19 protein-coding genes and 2 pseudogenes are annotated in these 18,292 nt (G+C 60.7%); 12 read left to right on the forward strand and 9 right to left on the reverse strand.

Annotated features, from left to right (window positions below; translation table 11 throughout):
* The first annotated feature begins 14 nt into the window (after nucleotides 1–14).
* Genes JFT63_RS27195 through JFT63_RS27210 form a run of 4 tightly spaced genes read left to right on the forward strand, consistent with a single transcriptional unit; the run spans nucleotide 15 to nucleotide 2,606 of the window.
* Entirely contained in the window at nucleotides 15–317 is a 303-nt protein-coding gene (locus JFT63_RS27195; protein ID WP_057704335.1) for a PepSY domain-containing protein, read from the forward strand.
* Nucleotides 317–628, forward strand: coding sequence for a PepSY domain-containing protein (locus JFT63_RS27200; protein ID WP_057704334.1), 312 nt, complete (start codon nucleotides 317–319; stop codon nucleotides 626–628). Before JFT63_RS27195 ends, JFT63_RS27200 begins: the two co-directional genes overlap by 1 nt.
* Nucleotides 628–1,296: a response regulator transcription factor gene (locus tag JFT63_RS27205; protein WP_057704333.1), complete on the forward strand. Its 669-nt coding sequence runs from the start codon at nucleotides 628–630 to the stop codon at nucleotides 1,294–1,296. Before JFT63_RS27200 ends, JFT63_RS27205 begins: the two co-directional genes overlap by 1 nt.
* On the forward strand, nucleotides 1,293–2,606 hold the full coding sequence (locus tag JFT63_RS27210; RefSeq protein WP_057704332.1) for a sensor histidine kinase: 1,314 nt from the start codon (nucleotides 1,293–1,295) through the stop codon (nucleotides 2,604–2,606). Before JFT63_RS27205 ends, JFT63_RS27210 begins: the two co-directional genes overlap by 4 nt.
* 128 nt (nucleotides 2,607–2,734) lie before the next feature.
* On the opposite strand, the gene JFT63_RS30170 is transcribed toward JFT63_RS27210, so the two are convergent.
* Together JFT63_RS30170 and JFT63_RS30175 are read right to left on the reverse strand one after the other, a co-directional pair.
* Nucleotides 2,735–3,490 (reverse strand): methyl-accepting chemotaxis protein, encoded by a 756-nt coding sequence (locus JFT63_RS30170; protein WP_420875860.1) that lies wholly within the window; start codon nucleotides 3,488–3,490, stop codon nucleotides 2,735–2,737.
* A 102-nt stretch (nucleotides 3,491–3,592) separates the two neighbouring features.
* Nucleotides 3,593–4,882 (reverse strand): annotated as a pseudogene (locus tag JFT63_RS30175) (HAMP domain-containing protein); the annotation flags it as partial.
* 228 nt (nucleotides 4,883–5,110) lie between these two features.
* Between JFT63_RS30175 and JFT63_RS27220 the strand changes: the two are divergent.
* From JFT63_RS27220 to JFT63_RS30185, 3 genes and pseudogenes are all read left to right on the forward strand, one after another.
* Nucleotides 5,111–6,430, forward strand: coding sequence for a Na+/H+ antiporter family protein (locus tag JFT63_RS27220; protein ID WP_198708125.1), 1,320 nt, complete (start codon nucleotides 5,111–5,113; stop codon nucleotides 6,428–6,430).
* 166 nt (nucleotides 6,431–6,596) lie between these two features.
* Nucleotides 6,597–7,418 (forward strand): annotated as a pseudogene (locus JFT63_RS30180) (cache domain-containing protein); the annotation flags it as partial.
* A 102-nt stretch (nucleotides 7,419–7,520) separates the two neighbouring features.
* Nucleotides 7,521–8,276, forward strand: a complete 756-nt coding sequence (locus JFT63_RS30185; RefSeq protein WP_438811495.1) for a methyl-accepting chemotaxis protein — start codon at nucleotides 7,521–7,523, stop codon at nucleotides 8,274–8,276.
* Here JFT63_RS30185 and trhP read toward each other — a convergent pair.
* Nucleotides 8,266–9,597 (reverse strand): prephenate-dependent tRNA uridine(34) hydroxylase TrhP, encoded by a 1,332-nt coding sequence (trhP, locus tag JFT63_RS27230; RefSeq protein WP_198845144.1) that lies wholly within the window; start codon nucleotides 9,595–9,597, stop codon nucleotides 8,266–8,268. The genes JFT63_RS30185 and trhP overlap by 11 nt on opposite strands.
* A 171-nt stretch (nucleotides 9,598–9,768) precedes the next feature.
* Here trhP and JFT63_RS27235 point away from each other — a divergent pair, with 171 nt between their 5' ends.
* Nucleotides 9,769–10,836 (forward strand): AI-2E family transporter, encoded by a 1,068-nt coding sequence (locus JFT63_RS27235; protein ID WP_057704327.1) that lies wholly within the window; start codon nucleotides 9,769–9,771, stop codon nucleotides 10,834–10,836.
* On the opposite strand, the gene JFT63_RS27240 is transcribed toward JFT63_RS27235, so the two are convergent.
* From JFT63_RS27240 to JFT63_RS27250, 3 genes are all read right to left on the reverse strand, one after another.
* Nucleotides 10,833–11,015, reverse strand: a complete 183-nt coding sequence (locus tag JFT63_RS27240; RefSeq protein WP_057704326.1) for a hypothetical protein — start codon at nucleotides 11,013–11,015, stop codon at nucleotides 10,833–10,835. The genes JFT63_RS27235 and JFT63_RS27240 overlap by 4 nt on opposite strands.
* A 91-nt stretch (nucleotides 11,016–11,106) precedes the next feature.
* Nucleotides 11,107–11,301, reverse strand: a complete 195-nt coding sequence (locus JFT63_RS27245) for a hypothetical protein (RefSeq protein ID WP_003190284.1) — start codon at nucleotides 11,299–11,301, stop codon at nucleotides 11,107–11,109.
* Between the two features lie 219 nt (nucleotides 11,302–11,520).
* Nucleotides 11,521–11,895: a hypothetical protein gene (locus JFT63_RS27250; RefSeq protein ID WP_078820851.1), complete on the reverse strand. Its 375-nt coding sequence runs from the start codon at nucleotides 11,893–11,895 to the stop codon at nucleotides 11,521–11,523.
* Nucleotides 11,896–12,051: 156 nt separating this feature from the next.
* Here JFT63_RS27250 and JFT63_RS27255 point away from each other — a divergent pair, with 156 nt between their 5' ends.
* Entirely contained in the window at nucleotides 12,052–12,870 is an 819-nt protein-coding gene (locus tag JFT63_RS27255; RefSeq protein ID WP_198707890.1) for a shikimate 5-dehydrogenase, read from the forward strand.
* Between the two features lie 143 nt (nucleotides 12,871–13,013).
* On the opposite strand, the gene JFT63_RS27260 is transcribed toward JFT63_RS27255, so the two are convergent.
* Nucleotides 13,014–13,664: a YceH family protein gene (locus JFT63_RS27260; protein WP_057704324.1), complete on the reverse strand. Its 651-nt coding sequence runs from the start codon at nucleotides 13,662–13,664 to the stop codon at nucleotides 13,014–13,016.
* A gap of 116 nt (nucleotides 13,665–13,780) precedes the next feature.
* Here JFT63_RS27260 and JFT63_RS27265 point away from each other — a divergent pair, with 116 nt between their 5' ends.
* Nucleotides 13,781–14,290 (forward strand): DUF1993 domain-containing protein, encoded by a 510-nt coding sequence (locus tag JFT63_RS27265; protein WP_044273114.1) that lies wholly within the window; start codon nucleotides 13,781–13,783, stop codon nucleotides 14,288–14,290.
* A gap of 68 nt (nucleotides 14,291–14,358) precedes the next feature.
* Here the strand turns inward: JFT63_RS27265 and sstT are convergent, their stop codons facing one another.
* Nucleotides 14,359–15,579, reverse strand: coding sequence for a serine/threonine transporter SstT (gene sstT, locus JFT63_RS27270; protein WP_057704323.1), 1,221 nt, complete (start codon nucleotides 15,577–15,579; stop codon nucleotides 14,359–14,361).
* A gap of 242 nt (nucleotides 15,580–15,821) precedes the next feature.
* On the opposite strand from sstT, the gene JFT63_RS27275 reads away from it, so the two are divergent.
* Nucleotides 15,822–16,976, forward strand: coding sequence for an MFS transporter (locus tag JFT63_RS27275; protein ID WP_198845145.1), 1,155 nt, complete (start codon nucleotides 15,822–15,824; stop codon nucleotides 16,974–16,976).
* Nucleotides 16,977–17,001: 25 nt separating this feature from the next.
* On the opposite strand, the gene nhaR is transcribed toward JFT63_RS27275, so the two are convergent.
* Nucleotides 17,002–17,904 (reverse strand): transcriptional activator NhaR, encoded by a 903-nt coding sequence (gene nhaR / locus JFT63_RS27280; RefSeq protein WP_057704321.1) that lies wholly within the window; start codon nucleotides 17,902–17,904, stop codon nucleotides 17,002–17,004.
* Nucleotides 17,905–18,038: 134 nt separating this feature from the next.
* Between nhaR and JFT63_RS27285 the strand changes: the two genes are divergently transcribed.
* Nucleotides 18,039–18,290 (forward strand): hypothetical protein, encoded by a 252-nt coding sequence (locus tag JFT63_RS27285; RefSeq protein ID WP_057704320.1) that lies wholly within the window; start codon nucleotides 18,039–18,041, stop codon nucleotides 18,288–18,290.
* Nucleotides 18,291–18,292: the final 2 nt, after the last annotated feature.

Below are 18,292 nucleotides of genomic sequence, written 5' to 3' on the forward strand. Positions count from 1 at the left end.
AACGGAGACTTATCATGAAGCGCCTCACTGTTCTGGGCGCCGCCGCTATCATCATCGTAACGGCGACCCCGGCCGCCGCCGCGGACCCCGACAAGCCACTGATCGTGCCCGCCACTGTTACTATTGTCGCTTTCGATCAATTGGAAGCCACGGCCCTGGCCCTTCACCCCGGTTCGACGCTCCTGGACACCGACCTGGATGAGGAATACGGCAAATACGTCTACGAAGTCGAGCTGCAAGACGCCGACGGCATTGAATGGGATGTTGAATTGAACGCGCTCACCGGGCAGGTTCTCAAGAATCATCAGGATACGTAATGAAGGTAAATTTACGCGTCGGCAGTCGAGTGGCGCTGGTGCTCATGATTTTTTGCTCCAGCCTGGCGGCCCGCGACCTCAACCAGGATGAAGCCCTGGCCCTGCGCCAGCAGGGCGTGATTCTGCCGCTGGAGCAGTTGTTGCAGCAGGCCATGACGCGTCATCCCGGCTCGCGGCTGCTGGAGGCCGAACTGGAAAAGAAACACGGGCAATACGCCTATGAAGTGGAATTGGTGACCACCGAAGGCGTGGTACGCGAGATCAAGCTGGACGCGACCAATGGTGTGCTGATCAAAGATGAGGAAGACTGATGCGCCTGCTTCTGGTGGAAGACAATGTACCGCTGGCCGACGAACTGCTGGCCGGCCTGCAGCGCCAGGGCTATGCGGTCGACTGGCTGGCCGATGGCCGCGACGCCGCGTATCAAGGGCGCAGCGAACCCTATGACCTGATCATCCTCGACCTTGGCCTGCCTGGCTTGCCCGGGCTTGAGGTGTTGGCGCAATGGCGCGCCGCCGCGCTGGCCATCCCGGTGCTGATCCTCACCGCCCGCGATTCCTGGGCCGAGCGCATCGAAGGGCTTAAGGCCGGGGCCGATGACTACCTGAGCAAACCCTTTCACCCCGAAGAACTCTACCTGCGCATCCAGGCGCTGTTGCGCCGCTCTCACGGCCAAGCCAATCAGCCAACGCTGCAAGCCGCCGGCCTGCATTTGGATGAAGGGCGCCAGTGTGTACTGCGCGAGGGGGCCGAGATCCAACTGACGGCTGCTGAGTTTCGCTTGTTGCGTTATTTCATGCTGCACCCCGAACAGATTCTGTCCAAAAGCCATCTGGCCGAGCATTTATATGACGGCGAGACCGAGCGGGACTCCAATGTGCTGGAGGTCCACGTCAACCATCTGCGCCGCAAACTGGGGCGCAGCGTGATCGAAACCCGGCGCGGCCAGGGCTACCGGTTTGGCGCCACTCCGGCATGAAGTCGATCCAGCGGCACCTGAGCCTGGGGTTGATCAGCGTGATGGTGGTGGTCGGTGTGGTGCTGGCGCAAACCAGCCTCTGGCTGTTCGAAGCAGGCTTGCAGCGCTATCTGGAGGCGGGTTTGCGCAACGACAGCGAGAACCTGCTGGTGGCGCTGGTGCGCGGGCCCAATGGCGTCCAGTTGGATGAACAGCGCTTGTCGCCGGCTTATCAGCGGCCGTTCTCCGGGCATTATTTTCGTATCGACTTTGCCGATGTCCATTGGCGCTCCCGTTCACTGTGGGATCAGGAGCTGCCCAGACTCCCCGAGGCGGGGCTCAAGGGCAACCTGCAATTGGGGCCGGAAGGTCAGCAGTTGCTGGTGTTGCGCTCGGACTACAAGCGCTTCGGCACGATGATTTCCATCAGCGTGGCGCAGGACTACACGCCCGTGCGGGAAAGCTTTCGTCTGATGCGTCAGGTTGGCCTGGTGGTGGGGGTGGCGGCGCTGTTGCTGGTGCTGGTGCTGCAACGGGTCACCGTGCGTCGCGCCCTGCGCCCGCTGGAGACGGCGCGCAACCAGATCGCCCAGCTGCAGCAAGGCCAGCGCTCCCAACTCGACACCCAGGTGCCGCAGGAACTGGAACCGCTGGTGGCGCAAATCAACCATTTGCTGGCCCACACTGAAGACAGCCTCAAGCGCTCACGCAATGCCCTCGGCAACCTGGGCCATGCGCTGAAAACCCCGATGGCGGTGCTGTTGAGCGCAGCCTCCAGTGATGCGCTCAAGGATCATCCGCAGTTGAGCCAGTTACTGCGCGAGCAACTGGAACAGGTGCAGCAGCGTCTAAATCGCGAACTCAACCGTGCGCGCCTGGCGGGCGATGCGCTGCCGGGTGCGCTGTTTGACTGTGAAAAAGAACTGCCTGGTTTGTTGGCCACCCTGCGCATGATCCATGGCGAACACCTGGACCTTAGCTATCACGTCGTGCCGGGCCTGCATTTGCCCTGGGACCGTGAAGACCTGTTGGAACTGCTCGGCAATCTGTTGGACAACGCCTGTAAATGGGCGGATGCCGAGGTCCGCTTGAGCGTCAGCGACACGCCCAGCGGCTACCTGCTGGCGGTGGAAGACGACGGTCCCGGCATTCCCCAGTCCCAGCGCGACCAAGTGTTCAGTCGCGGAACACGCCTGGATGAGCAGAGGGTCGGCCATGGCCTGGGATTGGGAATCGTGCGGGACATCGTTGAGGTGTGGGGCGGGGTGTTGCAGTTGCAGGAAAGTGAGCTGGGTGGGCTTAAGGTACTGATCGAGCTACCACGCCGCTAGCACTGACCCACCCCAGTTCAAAATGTGGGAGCTGGCTTGCCTGCGATAGCATCGACTCGGCTTGCCTGAAATACCGAGGTGTTTGCATCGCGGGCAAGCCCGGCTCCCACAGAAAAGCCTTGCTACATTCAGACCCGAAACTGATCCATCAACCCCTGCTGCTGGTTGGCCAGGCTGTTCAACGCCTGGCTGACCCGCGCCGATTCATTGGCCTGTTCCGACAGCGACTCGGTCACATCGCGAATGGTCGCCACGTTGTTGTTGATCTCTTCGGCCACCGCGCTTTGCTCTTCGGCGGCGCTGGCGATTTGCAGGTTCATGTCGCTGATGACCGTGACCGCGTCGCCAATCTGGCGCAAGGCCGTGACGGCCTGGCCGACTTGTTCGACGCTGCCCTGGGCCTGGCGATAGCTGTTGCCCATGGAGCCGACCACGTCGGTGGTGCCGTTTTGCAACTGTTCGATCACCAGGCGGGTTTCTTCCACCGATTCCTGGGTGCGCCGTGCCAGGTTGCGCACTTCGTCGGCGACCACGGCAAAACCGCGCCCGGCCTCACCGGCACGGGCGGCTTCGATGGCGGCATTAAGCGCCAGCAGGTTGGTCTGCTCGGCGATGCCACGAATCACTTCGAGCACCGTGCCGATTTTCTCGCTGTTGGCGGCCAAGCCTTCCACCTGGGTCATGGCGGTGCTCATATCGGCGGCCAGGTCGCCAATGTTGGCGGTGGTGCGGTCAATGACGGTCAAGCCTTCGCGCGTTGCCTGGTCGGCATCCTTCGCCGCCTGGGCTGCCTGAGCGGCACTGCGGGCGACGTCCTGGGCGGTGGCGCTCATTTCATGGGACGCGGTGGCCACCTGATCCACCTGGCGATACTGCTGTTCCATGCCGGCGCTGGTTTGCGTGGCAATCTCGGCGGACTGGTCGGCGGTGCCACGGGCGTCCTGCACCGAGCGTTTAACCTCGGCAATGATCGGTTGCAGCTTGTCGAGGAAACGGTTGAACCAGCCAGCCAATTGGCCCAGTTCGTCCTGTTTGCTGTAAGCCAGGCGCCGGGTCAGGTCGCCTTCGCCGCTGGCGATGTCTTCGAGCATATGCGCCACGCCAAGAATCGGCCGAGTCACGCTGCGCGCCATCAGCCACACCAGCACCAGGCCCACCACCGCGGCCAGCAGGCCCAGGCCCAGTTCCAGCAGGGTGCCCTTGGCATTGTCAGCATCCAACTGGGTTTTCAGCGCCTCGGCGGGGGCTACCAGAACTTTTCCAGGTACATCCAGCAACACCCCCCAGGCCTTGCCCCCGGGGATCGGCGCAAACGGCGCGAGCACCTTAAGTTGATGGTCGGTGCGCAGGCTGTGGGTCTGGGTGCTGTTGGCCAAGGCACTGACCAACTGCGCGCCGTTGGCCGTGTCGACCTGCTCCAGACGCTGGCTGAGTTTGCTCGCGTCCGGGCTGTAGCCGGCCAGCAAACCGGTGGGGCTGAGGATGCTGACCTGAGTCTGGCCGTCGTACAGCTTTTGGCTGGCCTGTTGGCTCACGGCCTGCAAACTGTTGAGGTTGATGTCCACCGACAGTGACGCAATGACTTTGCCATTGACCATCAGCGGGAACACGATGCTGGTCATCAGCACGTTCTGCCCGTCGATCACATAGAAGTAGGGCTCGATCACACACGGCTTGAGGGTCGTGCGCGGGCAGGTGAACCAGGCGTTGGCTTTTTCGCCGCTGGGGCCGATGGAGGTGTCGGCCATGTCGCTTTCAGGCAGGGCCATTGACGTGATTTTGCCGGGTGTCGGCTGCGACCAGTAAAGGGCGAACCGCCCCTTGTCATTGCTGCCCAGCTCCGCCTGGTTGGCGAACAGCTCGTCCTTGCCATCCAGCGCATTGGCTTCAAATACCAGGGACAAACCCAGCAGGTCGGGGTTGGCCTGTAGCGCGGCTTTTACTTGGCGAGTCAGGTCTTCACGGGTATCAAAGGCATCGAGAAAGCGTTTTTCCGCCTGCTCGCGCAAAAACAGCACCTGGCGGGAAAACCCATGGCCGTATTGGTAGGCATCCATGAACTGCTGGCGAATGCCCAGCGCCTGCACTTCACCCTGGGCCTCGATGCGCGCCTGGGCGGCTTCGTCGAGCATCTGCATACTGGACGCCTTGACCTGCTCCGAGCTCTGCGCCATGCGATACAGCGACAGACCCACCAGCAGGGTCACGATCCCCAGCAGGCACAAACCCGCCAGCAGGGTGATTTTCCATTGAATGGAGAGCTGCCTGAGCGACATCGGGACATCCTTACCTGAAAACACATTGAGTCAGGCTATCGGCAGCGCGCAGGGTTTCTTTATGTTGTGGTGCGGGTGCTTGCCACAGCTTTTTTGACATGAGCGCCTGCCTGCTGCAAAGTGCGCGCCCTCTAATAAGACCTCTTTCACGCCTGCACGCCGGCAGCTGTTCCCATGGGCCGTGCGCGGGCCTGCCTGTCTTTTATGTTTCTGCTTGAGGTAACCATGATTAACGCAGTCATCGCCGCGGTCGGCACCATGCTGGTGCTCAGCTTGTCCCGCGTGCATGTAGTCATCGCCATTATCGTCGGCGCCCTGGTGGGCGGTTTGACCGGTGGCCTGGGCATCGAGGCCACGCTCAAAGCCTTCAACGGCGGTTTGGGCGGGGGGGCAACTGTGGCCTTGTCCTACGCATTGCTCGGGGCTTTCGCCGTGGCTATTGCCAAGTCCGGCCTGGCCCATGCGCTGGCGGACAAAGCCTTGCTGCTGGTGGACCGCCAGGACGCCAGCGGTGGCAACCACGTCAAATGGCTGCTGATCGGCTTGTTGTGGGTGGTGGCGATTGCTTCGCAGAACATCCTGCCGATCCATATTGCGTTCATTCCGTTGCTGGTACCGCCGCTGTTGTACGTGCTGACCAAGCTGCAACTGGACCGCCGCCTGATCGCCTGCGTGATGACCTTCGGCTTGATCACGCCGTACATGTTCCTGCCGGTGGGTTTCGGCAATATCTTCCTCAACCAGATCCTGCTGGCCAACGTGGCCAAGAGCGGCGTGGATATCAGCCAGGTCAATGTCACCCACGCCATGGGCCTGCCGGCACTGGGCATGGTGGTCGGCCTGCTGGTGGCGGTGTTTGTCAGCTACCGCAAAAAACGCGTGTACGACCTGGAAAAAATCGAGCGCGTCGAGCAAGTGGCGGTGCAGTACAACCCGCTGACCCTGCTGGTGGCCGGGCTGGCGATTGCTGCCGCGTTCATCATTCAGCTGTGGCTGGACTCAATGATCATCGGCGCCCTGGCCGGCTTTTTGATCTTCTCGGTGTCGGGCATCGTGCGCTGGCGCGACACCGATGACCTGTTCACCGAAGGCATGAAGATGATGGCGATGATCGGCTTCATCATGATCGCCTCGTCGGGCTTTGCCGAAGTGCTCAAGGCCACCGGTGACGTGAATTCGCTGGTGCAAACCTCGGCGGCGTTCATCGGCCATAGCCGGGGCGTCGGCGCGTTGTTGATGCTGCTGGTGGGCTTGTTGGTGACCATGGGCATCGGCTCGTCGTTTTCCACGGTGCCGATCCTCGCGGCGATTTTCGTGCCGCTGTGTGTGCAACTGGGCTTCAGCCCGTTGGCCATTGTGTGCATCGTCGGTACCGCCGGTGCCTTGGGCGATGCCGGCTCGCCCGCGTCGGATTCTACCCTCGGCCCCACCTCCGGCCTGAACATCGACGGCCAGCACCACCATATCTGGGACACCGTGGTGCCGACCTTCCTGCACTACAACATCCCGTTGCTGGCGTTTGGCTGGCTGGCCGCGATGACGCTCTGACGAGGTTCCTGTAGGAGCGAGCTTGCTCGCGAAAAGCGTCAACGATAACGCGGGCAACCTGGCAACCCTCAGTGCTCTCAGGTTTTTCGCGAGCAAGCTCGCTCCTACAGAAATCGCTCACATGGCCGTTAACCTCTCAAGTCGCCACTAACAAGAGAGAAAAGCCATGCGTCTGAGTTTGAAGGCCAAAGTCCTGGCCCTTGCCGTCGTGCCGGTGTTGTTGTTTGCCGTGGTCATCAGCTTGACCACCGTGTGGATTCTGCAGGGCCAGGCCCGCAACGAAGTGGATGAAACCCGCCAGCGCCTGCTCAACGATGCCAAGGCGACCTTGCAAGGCTATGTCGAAGTGGCCATGACCACCATCAAGCCGCTCTACGACGCAGCCGCCCCCGGCGATAACGCGGCGCGGGCGCAGGTGGTCAAGTTGCTCTCCAACACTAGCTACGGCAAAGACGGCTATTTCTTCGGCTACGACTCCGAGACGATCCGCCTGTTCAAGGGCAACAGCCCGGATGGCGTGGGCAAAAGCTTCAAGGACAACCGTGACCCCAACGGTGTCTACGTCAATCGCGACCTGGTCAAGGTCGGCAAGGACGGCACCCACTACCTGCAATACAGTTCAACCCAACCCGGCCAGACCGAACTGGTGCCCAAGCTCGGCTACACCGAATACCTGCCCAAGTGGGACATGGTGATCGGCACCTCGGTGAACCTGGACGGTATCGAGGCCCAGGTGGCGGTGGTCCAGGATAAGGTCGAACAACGTATGCAAGGCGTGCTGCTGAGCATTCTGGGCGTGGCGGTGGTGGTGTTGCTGGTGATTGCGGCGGTGGGCATGTTAGTCGCCAACACCATCCTGCGCCCGCTGAACCTGATGAAAGCCAACCTGGACGACATCGCCGCCGGTGAAGGCGACCTGACTCGCCGCCTGGCCATTACCAGCCAGGATGAGCTGGGCGAACTGGCCGGCGCGTTCAATCGCTTTGTCGATAAAATCCACGGCCTGGTGCGCCAGATCACCGACATGACCGCCCAGCTCACCGGGCTGGTGAGCCAGGTGTCCGACCAGGCCCAGCGCTCCGAGCAGGCCATGGAACGCCAGCGCCACGAAACCGATCAGGTGGCCACCGCGATCAATCAGATGTCGTCCGCCGCCCATGAAGTGGCGCGCAGTGCCCAGGGCGCCGCCGTCGCCGCGCAACAGACCGATGCCGAAGGCCAGGCCGCTAAACGCGTGGTAGACGGCAGCATCGCGCAGATTCACGCGCTGGTAAGTGATATTCGCAGCAGCGGTGTGTCCCTGGACAGCCTGCAGCAGGATGTGTCGTCGATTGTCAGTGTGCTCGGTGTGATCCGCTCGATTGCCGAACAAACCAACCTGCTGGCGCTCAATGCGGCCATCGAGGCTGCGCGGGCCGGGGAGGCCGGCCGTGGCTTTGCCGTGGTCGCCGATGAAGTGCGCGCCCTGGCCAGCCGCACGCAAACCAGCACCCAGGAAATCCAGGGCATGATCGACCGCCTGCAAAAAGGCACTGAAGCCGCCGTGGACGCGATGCGTCGCTCCAGCGATGCGGGCGAAGGTACCTCGGCTCAGGCCAACGAAGCCGGCGCGTCCCTCGATACCATGGCCCAGTTGATCGGTACCATCAACTCGATGAACGCACAGATTGCCAGCGCTGCCGAAGAGCAGACCGCTGTGGCCGAAGAGATCAACCGCAGCGTGCATCAGATTGCCGTGGCGGTGGACAGCGTTGCGGATGAAACCCAGCTCGGCGCCCAGACCTCCCGCAGCCTCGCGGACCTGGGCCAGCGTTTGGGGCAGTTGGTCGGCCAGTTCAGGATTTGACCCCGACCACAACGTCGCGCATCAGCAGGCCAAAACCCAGGTCCATCTCGGCCGGCAAGGGCACATACACCGTGTGCCCATCCCCCGGCGCCACCTCCATGGCTTGCCCCTTGGCGTTGTGCAAGGTGGCCAAGTCAAAGTGAAAATTGCCGGCGGGCGTCATCAATTCCAGGTGATCGCCCACGGCAAAGCGATTCTTCACCTTGACCTCGGCCAATTCCCCGCGACGTTCGCCGGTCAATTCCCCCACAAACTGCTGGCGCTCGGACACCGAACTGCCGTTCTGGTAGTTCTGGTATTCGTCGTGCACATGCCGGCGCAAGAAACCTTCGGTGTAACCGCGCTGGGCCAGGGATTCCAGGTTGGTCATCAATCCGCGATCAAACGCGCGCCCGGCCACTGCGTCATCGATCGCCTGGCGATACACCTGGGTGGTGCGTGCGCAATAGAAATGGGATTTGGTGCGGCCCTCGATCTTCAATGAGTGCACGCCCATCTGCGCCAGGCGCTCCACATGCTGCACGGCGCGCAAGTCCTTGGCGTTCATGATGTAGGTGCCATGCTCATCTTCAAAGGCGGGCATTTGCTCATCGGGGCGGTTGGCTTCCTGTAACAGGAATACTTGATCGGTGGGTGTACCGAGCCCCAGCGTCGGCTGATGGTGCTGGACGATGTCGCCGGTCGCGTTCTCCACTGCCGGCGTGGCCTGGTATTTCCAACGGCAGGCGTTGGTGCAGGTGCCCTGGTTGGCGTCGCGCTTATTCATGTAGCCCGACAGCAGGCAGCGCCCGGAATAGGCCATGCACAAGGCGCCATGTACAAACACCTCCAGCTCCATGGTCGGTACGTGCTGGCGGATCTCGCCGATTTCTTCCAGGGACAGCTCTCGCGACAGGATCACCCGGCCAATGCCTTGTTGTTGCCAGAACTCCACGCTGGCCCAGTTCACCGTATTGGCCTGTACCGACAGATGAATCGGCATCTGCGCGAAATGCTGGCGCACCAGCATGATCAGCCCGGGATCGGACATGATCAGCGCATCCGGGCCCATGGCGATCACCGGGGCCAGGTCCTTGAGGAACGTCTTGAGCTTGGCGTTGTGCGGCGCGATGTTCACCACCACGTAAAAACGCTTGCCCTGGGCATGGGCTTCCTGGATACCGAGGGCTAGGTTGGCGTGGTCGAATTCGTTGTTGCGCACGCGCAGGCTGTAGCGCGGCTGGCCGGCGTATACCGCGTCGGCGCCGTAGGCAAAGGCATAGCGCATGTTTTTCAAGGTGCCGGCGGGGGCGAGCAGTTCGGGGACGATTATCGGGGGCATGGGCGTGGGTCGCAAAAAGGCGCGAGGGTAGTGCAGGGGCGCCCATCGTTCATTGACCCAGGTCTAAACAAGCCGATCTATGCTTGTTCGATAAACAAGGGCACTCCCAGGTTTCGCCGCGGACTAAGCAACAGGGCCGACACCGGCCCGGCTTTCTCATATGGACCGGACATGAATCAAACCAACCTGCAATTTAAAACCCTGCTGCTGTTGCTGGCGCTGGTGACCATCGCCTTTATCTGGATATTGCTGCCGTTCTACGGCGCGGTGTTCTGGGCGGTGATCCTGGGCATCATCTTTGCACCGATGCAACGCCGCCTGCAGCAGCGTTTTGCCTGGAACCGCAACCTGACCTCCCTGACTACCTTGATGGTGTGCCTGGTGATCGCGATTCTGCCTGTGATCATCACCAGTGCATTGTTGGTGCAAGAAGGCGCCACGCTGTATAAAAACGTCGAAAGCGGCAAGCTGGACGTGGCCGGTTATATCGAACAGTTCAAGAACTTCCTGCCGCCGTATTTCCAGCAACTGCTCGACCGCTTCGGCATGGGCAACCTGGAGGGGCTAAGTGAAAAGGTAGCCAAGGGCGCGATGCAGGGCAGTCAGTTTTTTGCCTCCCAGGCATTCAGTTTTGGCCAGGGCACCTTTGATTTCCTGGTGAGCTTTTTCATCATGCTGTACCTGCTGTTTTTCCTGCTCCGTGATGGCCCCGAGCTGGTACGCAAGGTGCGCACGGCGGTGCCGCTGGCCGAGCCGCAAAAGCGCCGCCTGCAACTCAAGTTCAACCGGGTGGTGCGGGCAACGGTCAAGGGCAATGTGCTGGTGGCGGTCACTCAGGGGGCACTGGGTGGCCTGATCTTTTGGTTCCTGGACATACCCAGTGCGTTGCTCTGGGCAGTATTGATGGCGTTTCTGTCCCTGCTGCCGGCAGTGGGCGCAGGGATTGTCTGGGCGCCTGTGGCTATATATTTCCTGCTGAGCGGTGCCATCTGGCAGGGCGTGGTGCTGGGGCTTTTTGGCGTATTCGTGATCGGCCTGGTAGACAACGTGCTGCGCCCGGTGTTGGTGGGCAAGGACACCAAGATGCCGGACTACCTGATCCTGATCTCGACCCTGGGAGGCTTGTCGGTGTTTGGCCTCAACGGCTTCGTGATCGGGCCGCTGGTGGCGGCCTTGTTCATGTCGTGCTGGGCGTTGTTCGTTGAAACCAAACCGCGGGTCAAGTTGCCGTTGCCCTAGGCTTGAAGCATGAAGTCCGATACCCGCCGGCGCTGTGCCTCGGCGTCGGATAACGACGTGAGCGGGCCGCTGATAGGCTCGCCATCGCGTACCACGTACCAGCAGGCGAGCAAGCCGAGCTTGCGCAGAGGGGTGGGAACGGCGCTACCGATGACAGACATGATTTGAACAGTGGGCATAAGTACCTCCAATCGCTATGGAGGTCACCTTAAGGTGTGTCGCTATCCGGGAAAAATCACCTGGCTCGATAGTCGACATCAACGCCAGGCGTTAATCCACCACCTGGTCGAGCATGTTCACTACTTCGTGTTCACTGAGCAGCCCCTTGCGCACCAGGTTTTCCGCCAGCAGCGCCAGGAATTTTGCGCTGCGATGGCCTTCGAGGTGCTTGAGCTCGGTCAAGGCGCTGTAGACCTTGCTGGACGTGCAGAGGCCGGCGGTGCGGTGCGGATTCTGGGTGGGCATGTTCGTTCGTCCTTAATTGTTATTGGTGGACCGGGTCGATAGTGAGACTGTTTTATGACGCAACCATGACAGCGCACGCCTGGGCCGATCAAGAGGATATGCGACTCTTGTACTGTGGGATTGTCGTCATAGCGACATTGGCAGGATAAAACCGGACGTTCCAGGCAAAAAAAGGCCCCGCATGTGGGCGAGGCCTGTTCAAGTCAACTCCATTGATACTTACCAACCGTGGCGGTAGTAGCCGTGGGGAGGGCCGTAGTAGCCGCGAGGCGGGCCATAATAGCCACGGGGAGGCCCGTAGTAGACCGGCGCCGGGCGGTAGTAAACCTGCTGCTGCACATACACCGGTGGCGGCGGCGCGTAATAGACCGGCGGTGGGGCGGCATACACCGGCTGTGGTTGGACATACACCGGCTGTTGCACATAGACCTCACGAGGCTGACTGGCAACCACGGAGCCAACGACAGCCGCACCGACAAGCGCACCCAACACTGCCGGGCCACCCCAACCACCACCGTGGGCGGAGGCTTGGCCGGCCATCGCAAGTGCGCCGATAAGCAAGGCGATTCTGGGGATTTTACGCATCATGGTCATTCCTCGGTTAGCCCCTGCGCTTGTGGTCTGCAATCAATAGACTCAAGGATTGTCGCGGGGATACTTTTAAGACAACGTATTTCAAAAAAACAGCACGGCCAGTAGGTAAAGGTTGTGTAAGGTCTGTACCGATTTGCTTACTTCAAGGAGTTACCCATGCAGATGCATCCCAACAAGGACACCCAGCTGTGCATGTCACTGTCGGCGCGCCCTGGGAACTTTGGCCTGCGTTTTCATAACCATCTGTACGAACAACTGGGGCTGAATTTCTACTATAAAGCCTTCAGCAGCCAGGATTTACCCGGCGCGATCGGCGGCATTCGAGCCTTGGGCGTGCGGGGCTGCGGGGTTTCCATGCCGTTCAAGGAGGCCGCCATCGCCCTGGTGGATGAACTCGACGATTCGGTTCAAGCCATTGATTCGCTGAACACCATCGTCAACACCAATGGCCATCTCAAGGCTTACAACACCGACTACATCGCTATCGAGCAACTGCTGAAAAAGCACGCCGTGCCCAAAGACTCCACCTTTGCCCTGCGCGGCAGCGGCGGCATGGCCAAGGCAGTGGCCAGCGCCTTGCGTGATGGCGGTTATGCCAGCGGTGTGATCGTCGCGCGCAATGAGGTGGCGGGCCGGGCATTGGCCAGCAATCTGGGGTATGAGTGGCAGGCGGACCTGGGCGACCTGCGCCCACAAATGTTGATCAACGTGACGCCCATCGGTATGACCGGCGGGGCCGAGGCGGATGCATTGGCGTTCGATGCCGATGCGATTGATCAGGCAGAGACGGTCTTTGATGTGGTGGCGATCCCGGCGGAAACGCCCCTGATCGTGCATGGGCGCGCCAAGGGCAAGCGGGTGATTACTGGGTTGGAAGTCATCGCGATCCAGGCGTTGGAGCAGTTTGTGCTTTATACAGGCGTGCGCCCAACACAGGAGCAGTTCCAGGCGGCAGTGGCCTTCGCCCGAAGCTAGCTGGCTGCACATGCCCCATGTGGAAAGGGACAAGGCCCTTTTGTAGGAGCGAGCTTGCTCGCGAAAAACCCATAGACGCCGCGTTCATTCAGCAAGCACGCGTTATCGTTGACGTTTTTCGCGAGCAAGCTCGCTCCTACAGATCAGGCCTGTTCCAGTTGCGCCAACCGTTCTTCCAGTGCGGCAATTCGCGCTTCCAGCTCTTCAATCCGCTCCACCGAAACAGCCCCCGCGCTACGCTCTACCGGATTCCCCCGCGCGGTCATAATCGCTTCAATATCCGCCGGGTCTCCCAGCGCATGGGTGTACCGGTCTTCACGCTGCCCCGCCTGGCGCGGCACCAATAGCGCCAGCCCTCGGGCAATCAGGCGTTCCAATTGGTGAACGACCTGCTCGGCATCTTCGAAATCATGCATACGCCCGCTGCGGGTCAGCAACTCGTTGACTGTCTGCGGCCCGCGCAGAAACAGCAAACCAGTCAAGATCACCTGGGCCGGCACCAGTTCCAGCGCCTTTTCCACGCGGTGTTCCCAGCGATCGGCACGGCTGCCCATGACCAGGCGGGTGAAACCCTGGCCCTCCAGCGCACGCAGGCTTTGGCCGACCTGGCCCTGGCTGAGGTTCATCACCGGCTCACGGCTGGTTTTCTGATTGCAGGCCAGCACCAGAGCGTTGAGCGTCAGGGGGTAGGTTTCCGGGTTGGTCGCCTGTTTTTCGATCAGGCAGCCGAGGATGCGGATTTGCGTGCTGTTCAGGCGCGGCTCAGGGGTGTCGGTATCATGTTCGGCGGTCATCGCGCGTTCCCTATGCAGTGAAGGTCACCAGCGTAATCCTCAAAAAATAAAAGACAAGCGCCGGGCATGGCTATAATCGCCGCTGGTTCCAACCCTGCCATTATCGTGAGACTGACATGACTATTTCCCTGTACGCCGCTTCTATCCCAGTCTTCAAGCAAATGCTCAACGCGTTGAGCGATGTGCTGAACAAAGCCGAAGCCCACGCTAGCGCCAAGAACATCGAGCCCAATGCCCTGCTGCAAGCGCGTCTGTTCCCGGACATGTTCCCACTGGTACGCCAGGTGCAGATCGCCGTCGACTTTGCCAAGGGCGTGTCGGCACGCCTGGCCGAGATCGAAGTGCCGAAGTACGAAGACAGCGAAGTCACCTTCGCCGACCTGCAAGCGCTGATCGCCAAGGTCCTGGCGTTTGTCGACACCATCAAGCCCGAGCAGATCGACGGCAAGGAAGGCATCGAGATCGTCACCCGCCCAGGCACTCCTAAAGAGAAGCGCTTCAGCGGCCAGTCCTACCTGCTGACCTACGGCCTGCCGCAGTTCTTCTTCCACGTCACCACCACTTACGCCTTGCTGCGTCATAACGGTGTGGAAGTGGGCAAGCGTGATTACATGGGCGCGTTCTAAACCGGCAAGCATAAAAAAGCCCGGTGTCGTTCGTGAATGAACGGCACCGGGCTTTTTTTGCGAGGCGTTTAAGCTGGCTGTTCTTCCTTGCCCAAACAAGCCGCCGCCGTAAACAACACATCGGTAGAAGAATTCAGCGCCGTTTCTGCCGAATCCTGCAGCACGCCGATGATGAAACCAACAGCCACGACCTGCATGGCGATTTCACTTGGGATGCCAAACAGGCTGCACGCCAGCGGGATCAACAGCAGCGAGCCGCCTGCTACACCCGAAGCCCCACAGGCGCAAATGGCCGCGACCACGCTGAGCAGCACGGCGGTCGGCAGGTCCACGACGATCCCGAGGGTATGCACGGCGGCCAGGGTCAGCACGGTGATAGTGATTGCGGCACCGGCCATATTGATGGTGGCACCGAGCGGGATCGACACCGAGTAGGTGTCTTCATGCAGGCCCAGGCGTTTGCTCAACGCCAGGTTGACCGGAATGTTCGCCGCCGAGCTGCGAGTGAAGAAGGCGGTGATGCCGCTTTCACGCAGGCACATCAGCACCAGCGGGTAAGGGTTGCGACGCAGTTTCCAGAACACAATGGCGGGGTTGATCACCAGCGCCACGAACACCATGCAGCCGATCAGCACCACCAGCAGGTGCGCATAGCCGAGCAGGGCGCCGAAGCCGGAGGTGGCCAGGGTCGAGGCCACCAGGCCGAAGATGCCCAGCGGTGCGAAACGGATGACCACGCGTACGATCAGGGTGACGCCGTTGGACAGATCGTCCAGGACCGTGCGGGTGGTTTCACCGGCATGGCGAATGGCAACGCCCATGCCGATGGCCCAGGCCAGGATACCGATGAAGTTGGCATTCATCAGCGCGCTGACCGGGTTATCCACCACGCTGAGCAACAGGCTTTGCAGCACCTCGCCGATACCGCCGGGGGCGCTTACCGTGGCGTCATGGGTGGCCAGTACCAGGGCAGACGGGAACAACATGCTGGCGACCACTGCAACCACGGCGGCGGAAAAGGTACCGAGCAGGTAAAGAAACAGGATCGGGCGGATATGGGTTTCCTGGCCATGCTTATGGTTGGCAATCGAGGCCATGACCAGCACAAACACCAGGATCGGCGCGACGGCCTTCAGCGCGGTCACAAACACCTTGCCGATAAAACCAGCGGCGCGCGCGGCCTCGGGGAACAGCAAGGCCAACACGATCCCGGCGATCAGGCCGATGACAATTTGGGTGACCAGGCTGACGCGCATTAAACGTTGCAACAGGGAAGGGGCAGCAGTCATAAAGAGTTGTCTCTAGTTTTTTTAATAGGGCACAGCATTGCAGGCAGAAAGTACTGTAGGAAGCAGGCGCGAAGTCTAGCATGGTGTAGGACGCGTCTCGTTCGCTGCGGCATTCCGTCACCCGCTTACGTAGGATTTGGTCAAGTCCGGACATGTTCTGTTAAGATTCACCCCCTCTCATCTTTCCTCTCAATCAGCGAGCCCTTCGGGCTGTCGTTGATGTCGCTGTTTCTGGAGTTTGCATGTTGTTCCCTATCTTGCTGCTGTCGGCTGCCGGTTTTACCGTGCTGACCACAGAATTCGTGATCGTCGGCTTGTTGCCCTCGATCGCCCGGGACTTGAATGTCAGTGTGTCCCAGGCCGGGCTGCTGGTGACGCTGTTCGCGTTTACCGTGGCAGCGTTCGGGCCCTTCCTGACCGCGTATTGCGCACGGTTCCAGCGCAAGCGTCTGTTTATCAGCATTCTGATCATGTTCGCGGCGGCTAATACCGTGGCGGCATTGGCGCCCAATATTTGGATCATGTCCCTGGCTCGCTTGATCCCTGCCTTGGGGCTGCCGGTGTTTTGGGCCTTGGCCAGCGAAACGGCGGTGGACATTGTCGGCCCTGAATTCGCCGGGCGTGCCATTGAAAAAATCGGCTTCGGCATCGTCTGCGCCACGGTGTTCGGGATTCCGGTGGGCACGCTGATTTCCGATATGTTCGGCTGGCGTACCGCGTTTGCGGTGCTCGCAGTGATTGCCCTGGCCAAGGCGTTGTTACTGCTCATCTACCTGCCGGTGACCCAGGCAAAGAACGCCCAGGCCACACTGCGCTCGCAATTCAAGATCCTGCGCAGCCCGGTGATGCAGGGCCATATCCTGCTGTCGATCCTGGTCTTCAGCGGCATGTTCACCGCCTATACCTACCTGGCGGACATCCTTGAGCGCCTGGCCGGGTTCGACGGCACGCTGGTGGGTTGGTGCCTGATGGGCTTTGGCGCGGTCGGGCTGATCGGCAATTCCCTCGGCGGGCGCGCGGTGGATCGTCACCCCTTGATTGCGTCGATGGTGTTTTGCGGCTTCATGATCGCGGGGATGGTGGCAGTGGTGCCGGCGATTCATTCGACCATTGGCCTGGCGGCGGCGATGGCGGTATGGGGCGTGACCCAGGCGGCGATGTTCCTGGTCAGCCATGTGCGATTGATGAAGGCGGCGCCCCACGCACCGGCGTTTGCCGCCTCGCTGAATATTGCCGGGGCCAATCTCGGCATCGGCCTGGGTGCGATGGTCGGTGGGCATGTGATTGACACCCTGGGCCTGGGCAGCCTGGGGTTTGCCGCTTCGGGGTTTATCCTGGTGTCGATTCTGCTCGCACTGTGGCTGATGACCGCCAAACCTTCTGCGGCCAACGCCTGATTAAAAGGGCGTACTGCCACATTTTTCAGGGCAGGGCGGTAAACAACTCCCGCCTTGCCCCTTCGGTAATCGCCACGATCCCAGGATGCTTGACCTTGCGCTCCACCGAAATCGCGTAGAACGACTCGGTCACCGCGTCGGTCTGGCCGATCAGCGCCACGCCGTACTGGCGCACCACCTCGTCGGCAATCACGCTGGGGGCGATGAAGATGCCGCTGCCGGACTGCCCAAACGCTTGCATCAACGCACTGTCGTCGAACTCACCGATGATCCGCGGTTGAATCTGCTGCTCGGCAAACCAGCGCTGCAAGCGGCTGCGTACCACGGTTTCTGCGCCCGGAATCAACAACGGCGCACCGTGCAAACACTGTGGGAAATCGCCGCCATGCTGGTCAGCCAACGCCTGGGTGGCGAAAAAGCTGATACCACATTCCCCCAGTTTTTGGCTGTAGCCCTTGATGTCCAGATGCGTGGGCATGGGGCTGTCGGAAATCACCAGGTCCAGGCGCTGGATCGCCAGGTCGGCGAGCAAACGTTCGAGTTTGTCTTCACGGCAGGTGATGCGCAGCGGTTCGCTCAGCTCCATGGTCGGCGCGATCAGCCGGTAGACGATGGATTTGGGCACCACATCCGCCACGCCGACCCTGAACGGGATCTGTTGCTCATCGGGCTGGGCGCGCAACATCGCCTCCAGCTCATTACCCGTCTGGAACATCTGCTCGGCGTAGGGCAGCGCCTGACGCCCGGCTTCGGTCAGTTCCAGCTGGCGTCCCACCCGCTGAAACAGGGCAATGCCGAAGGTTTGTTCCAACAGGCTGATCTGCCCGCTGATGGTCTGGGGCGTGAGATTCAGTTGTTCGCAGGCGCGCACGATGCTGCCGGTCTTGGCCACCACCCAGAAGTAATGCAGTTGTCGATAATTGAGCATCGCGGTCTACACTTCGTAAAAAACGAAGTATACGCGAGAAAAATACGAATTTTCCTGAACTGTTCGCCTGCATAGAATGCCTCGCTATCGCGGGGCCACTATTTGGACCCAATGGTTCTAATGAGGAATACAGCATGAAACTCAATTCTCTGGGCGTGGCGTCGCTGCTTGCGCTTTCATTGGTGATGATCAGCGGTTGTGACCAGGTCGAGAAAAGCGCGCAGCAAGTGCTGGGCAAAGCCAGTGAAACGGCCAAACAAGCGATTGATGACACCCAGAAGGCCGCCGAACAGGCATTGAGCGAAGCGACCCAAGGCTTGATCAATCCGCAGAACAAGGATGATCAGGAAGAAAAAGACGCTGAATCGAACACCCAAGAAACCTAATT

Origin of the sequence: Pseudomonas sp. MF7453 (assembly GCF_016405455.1) — a bacterium.
In the GTDB taxonomy this organism is placed as follows: Bacteria; Pseudomonadota; Gammaproteobacteria; order Pseudomonadales; family Pseudomonadaceae; genus Aquipseudomonas; species Aquipseudomonas paralactis.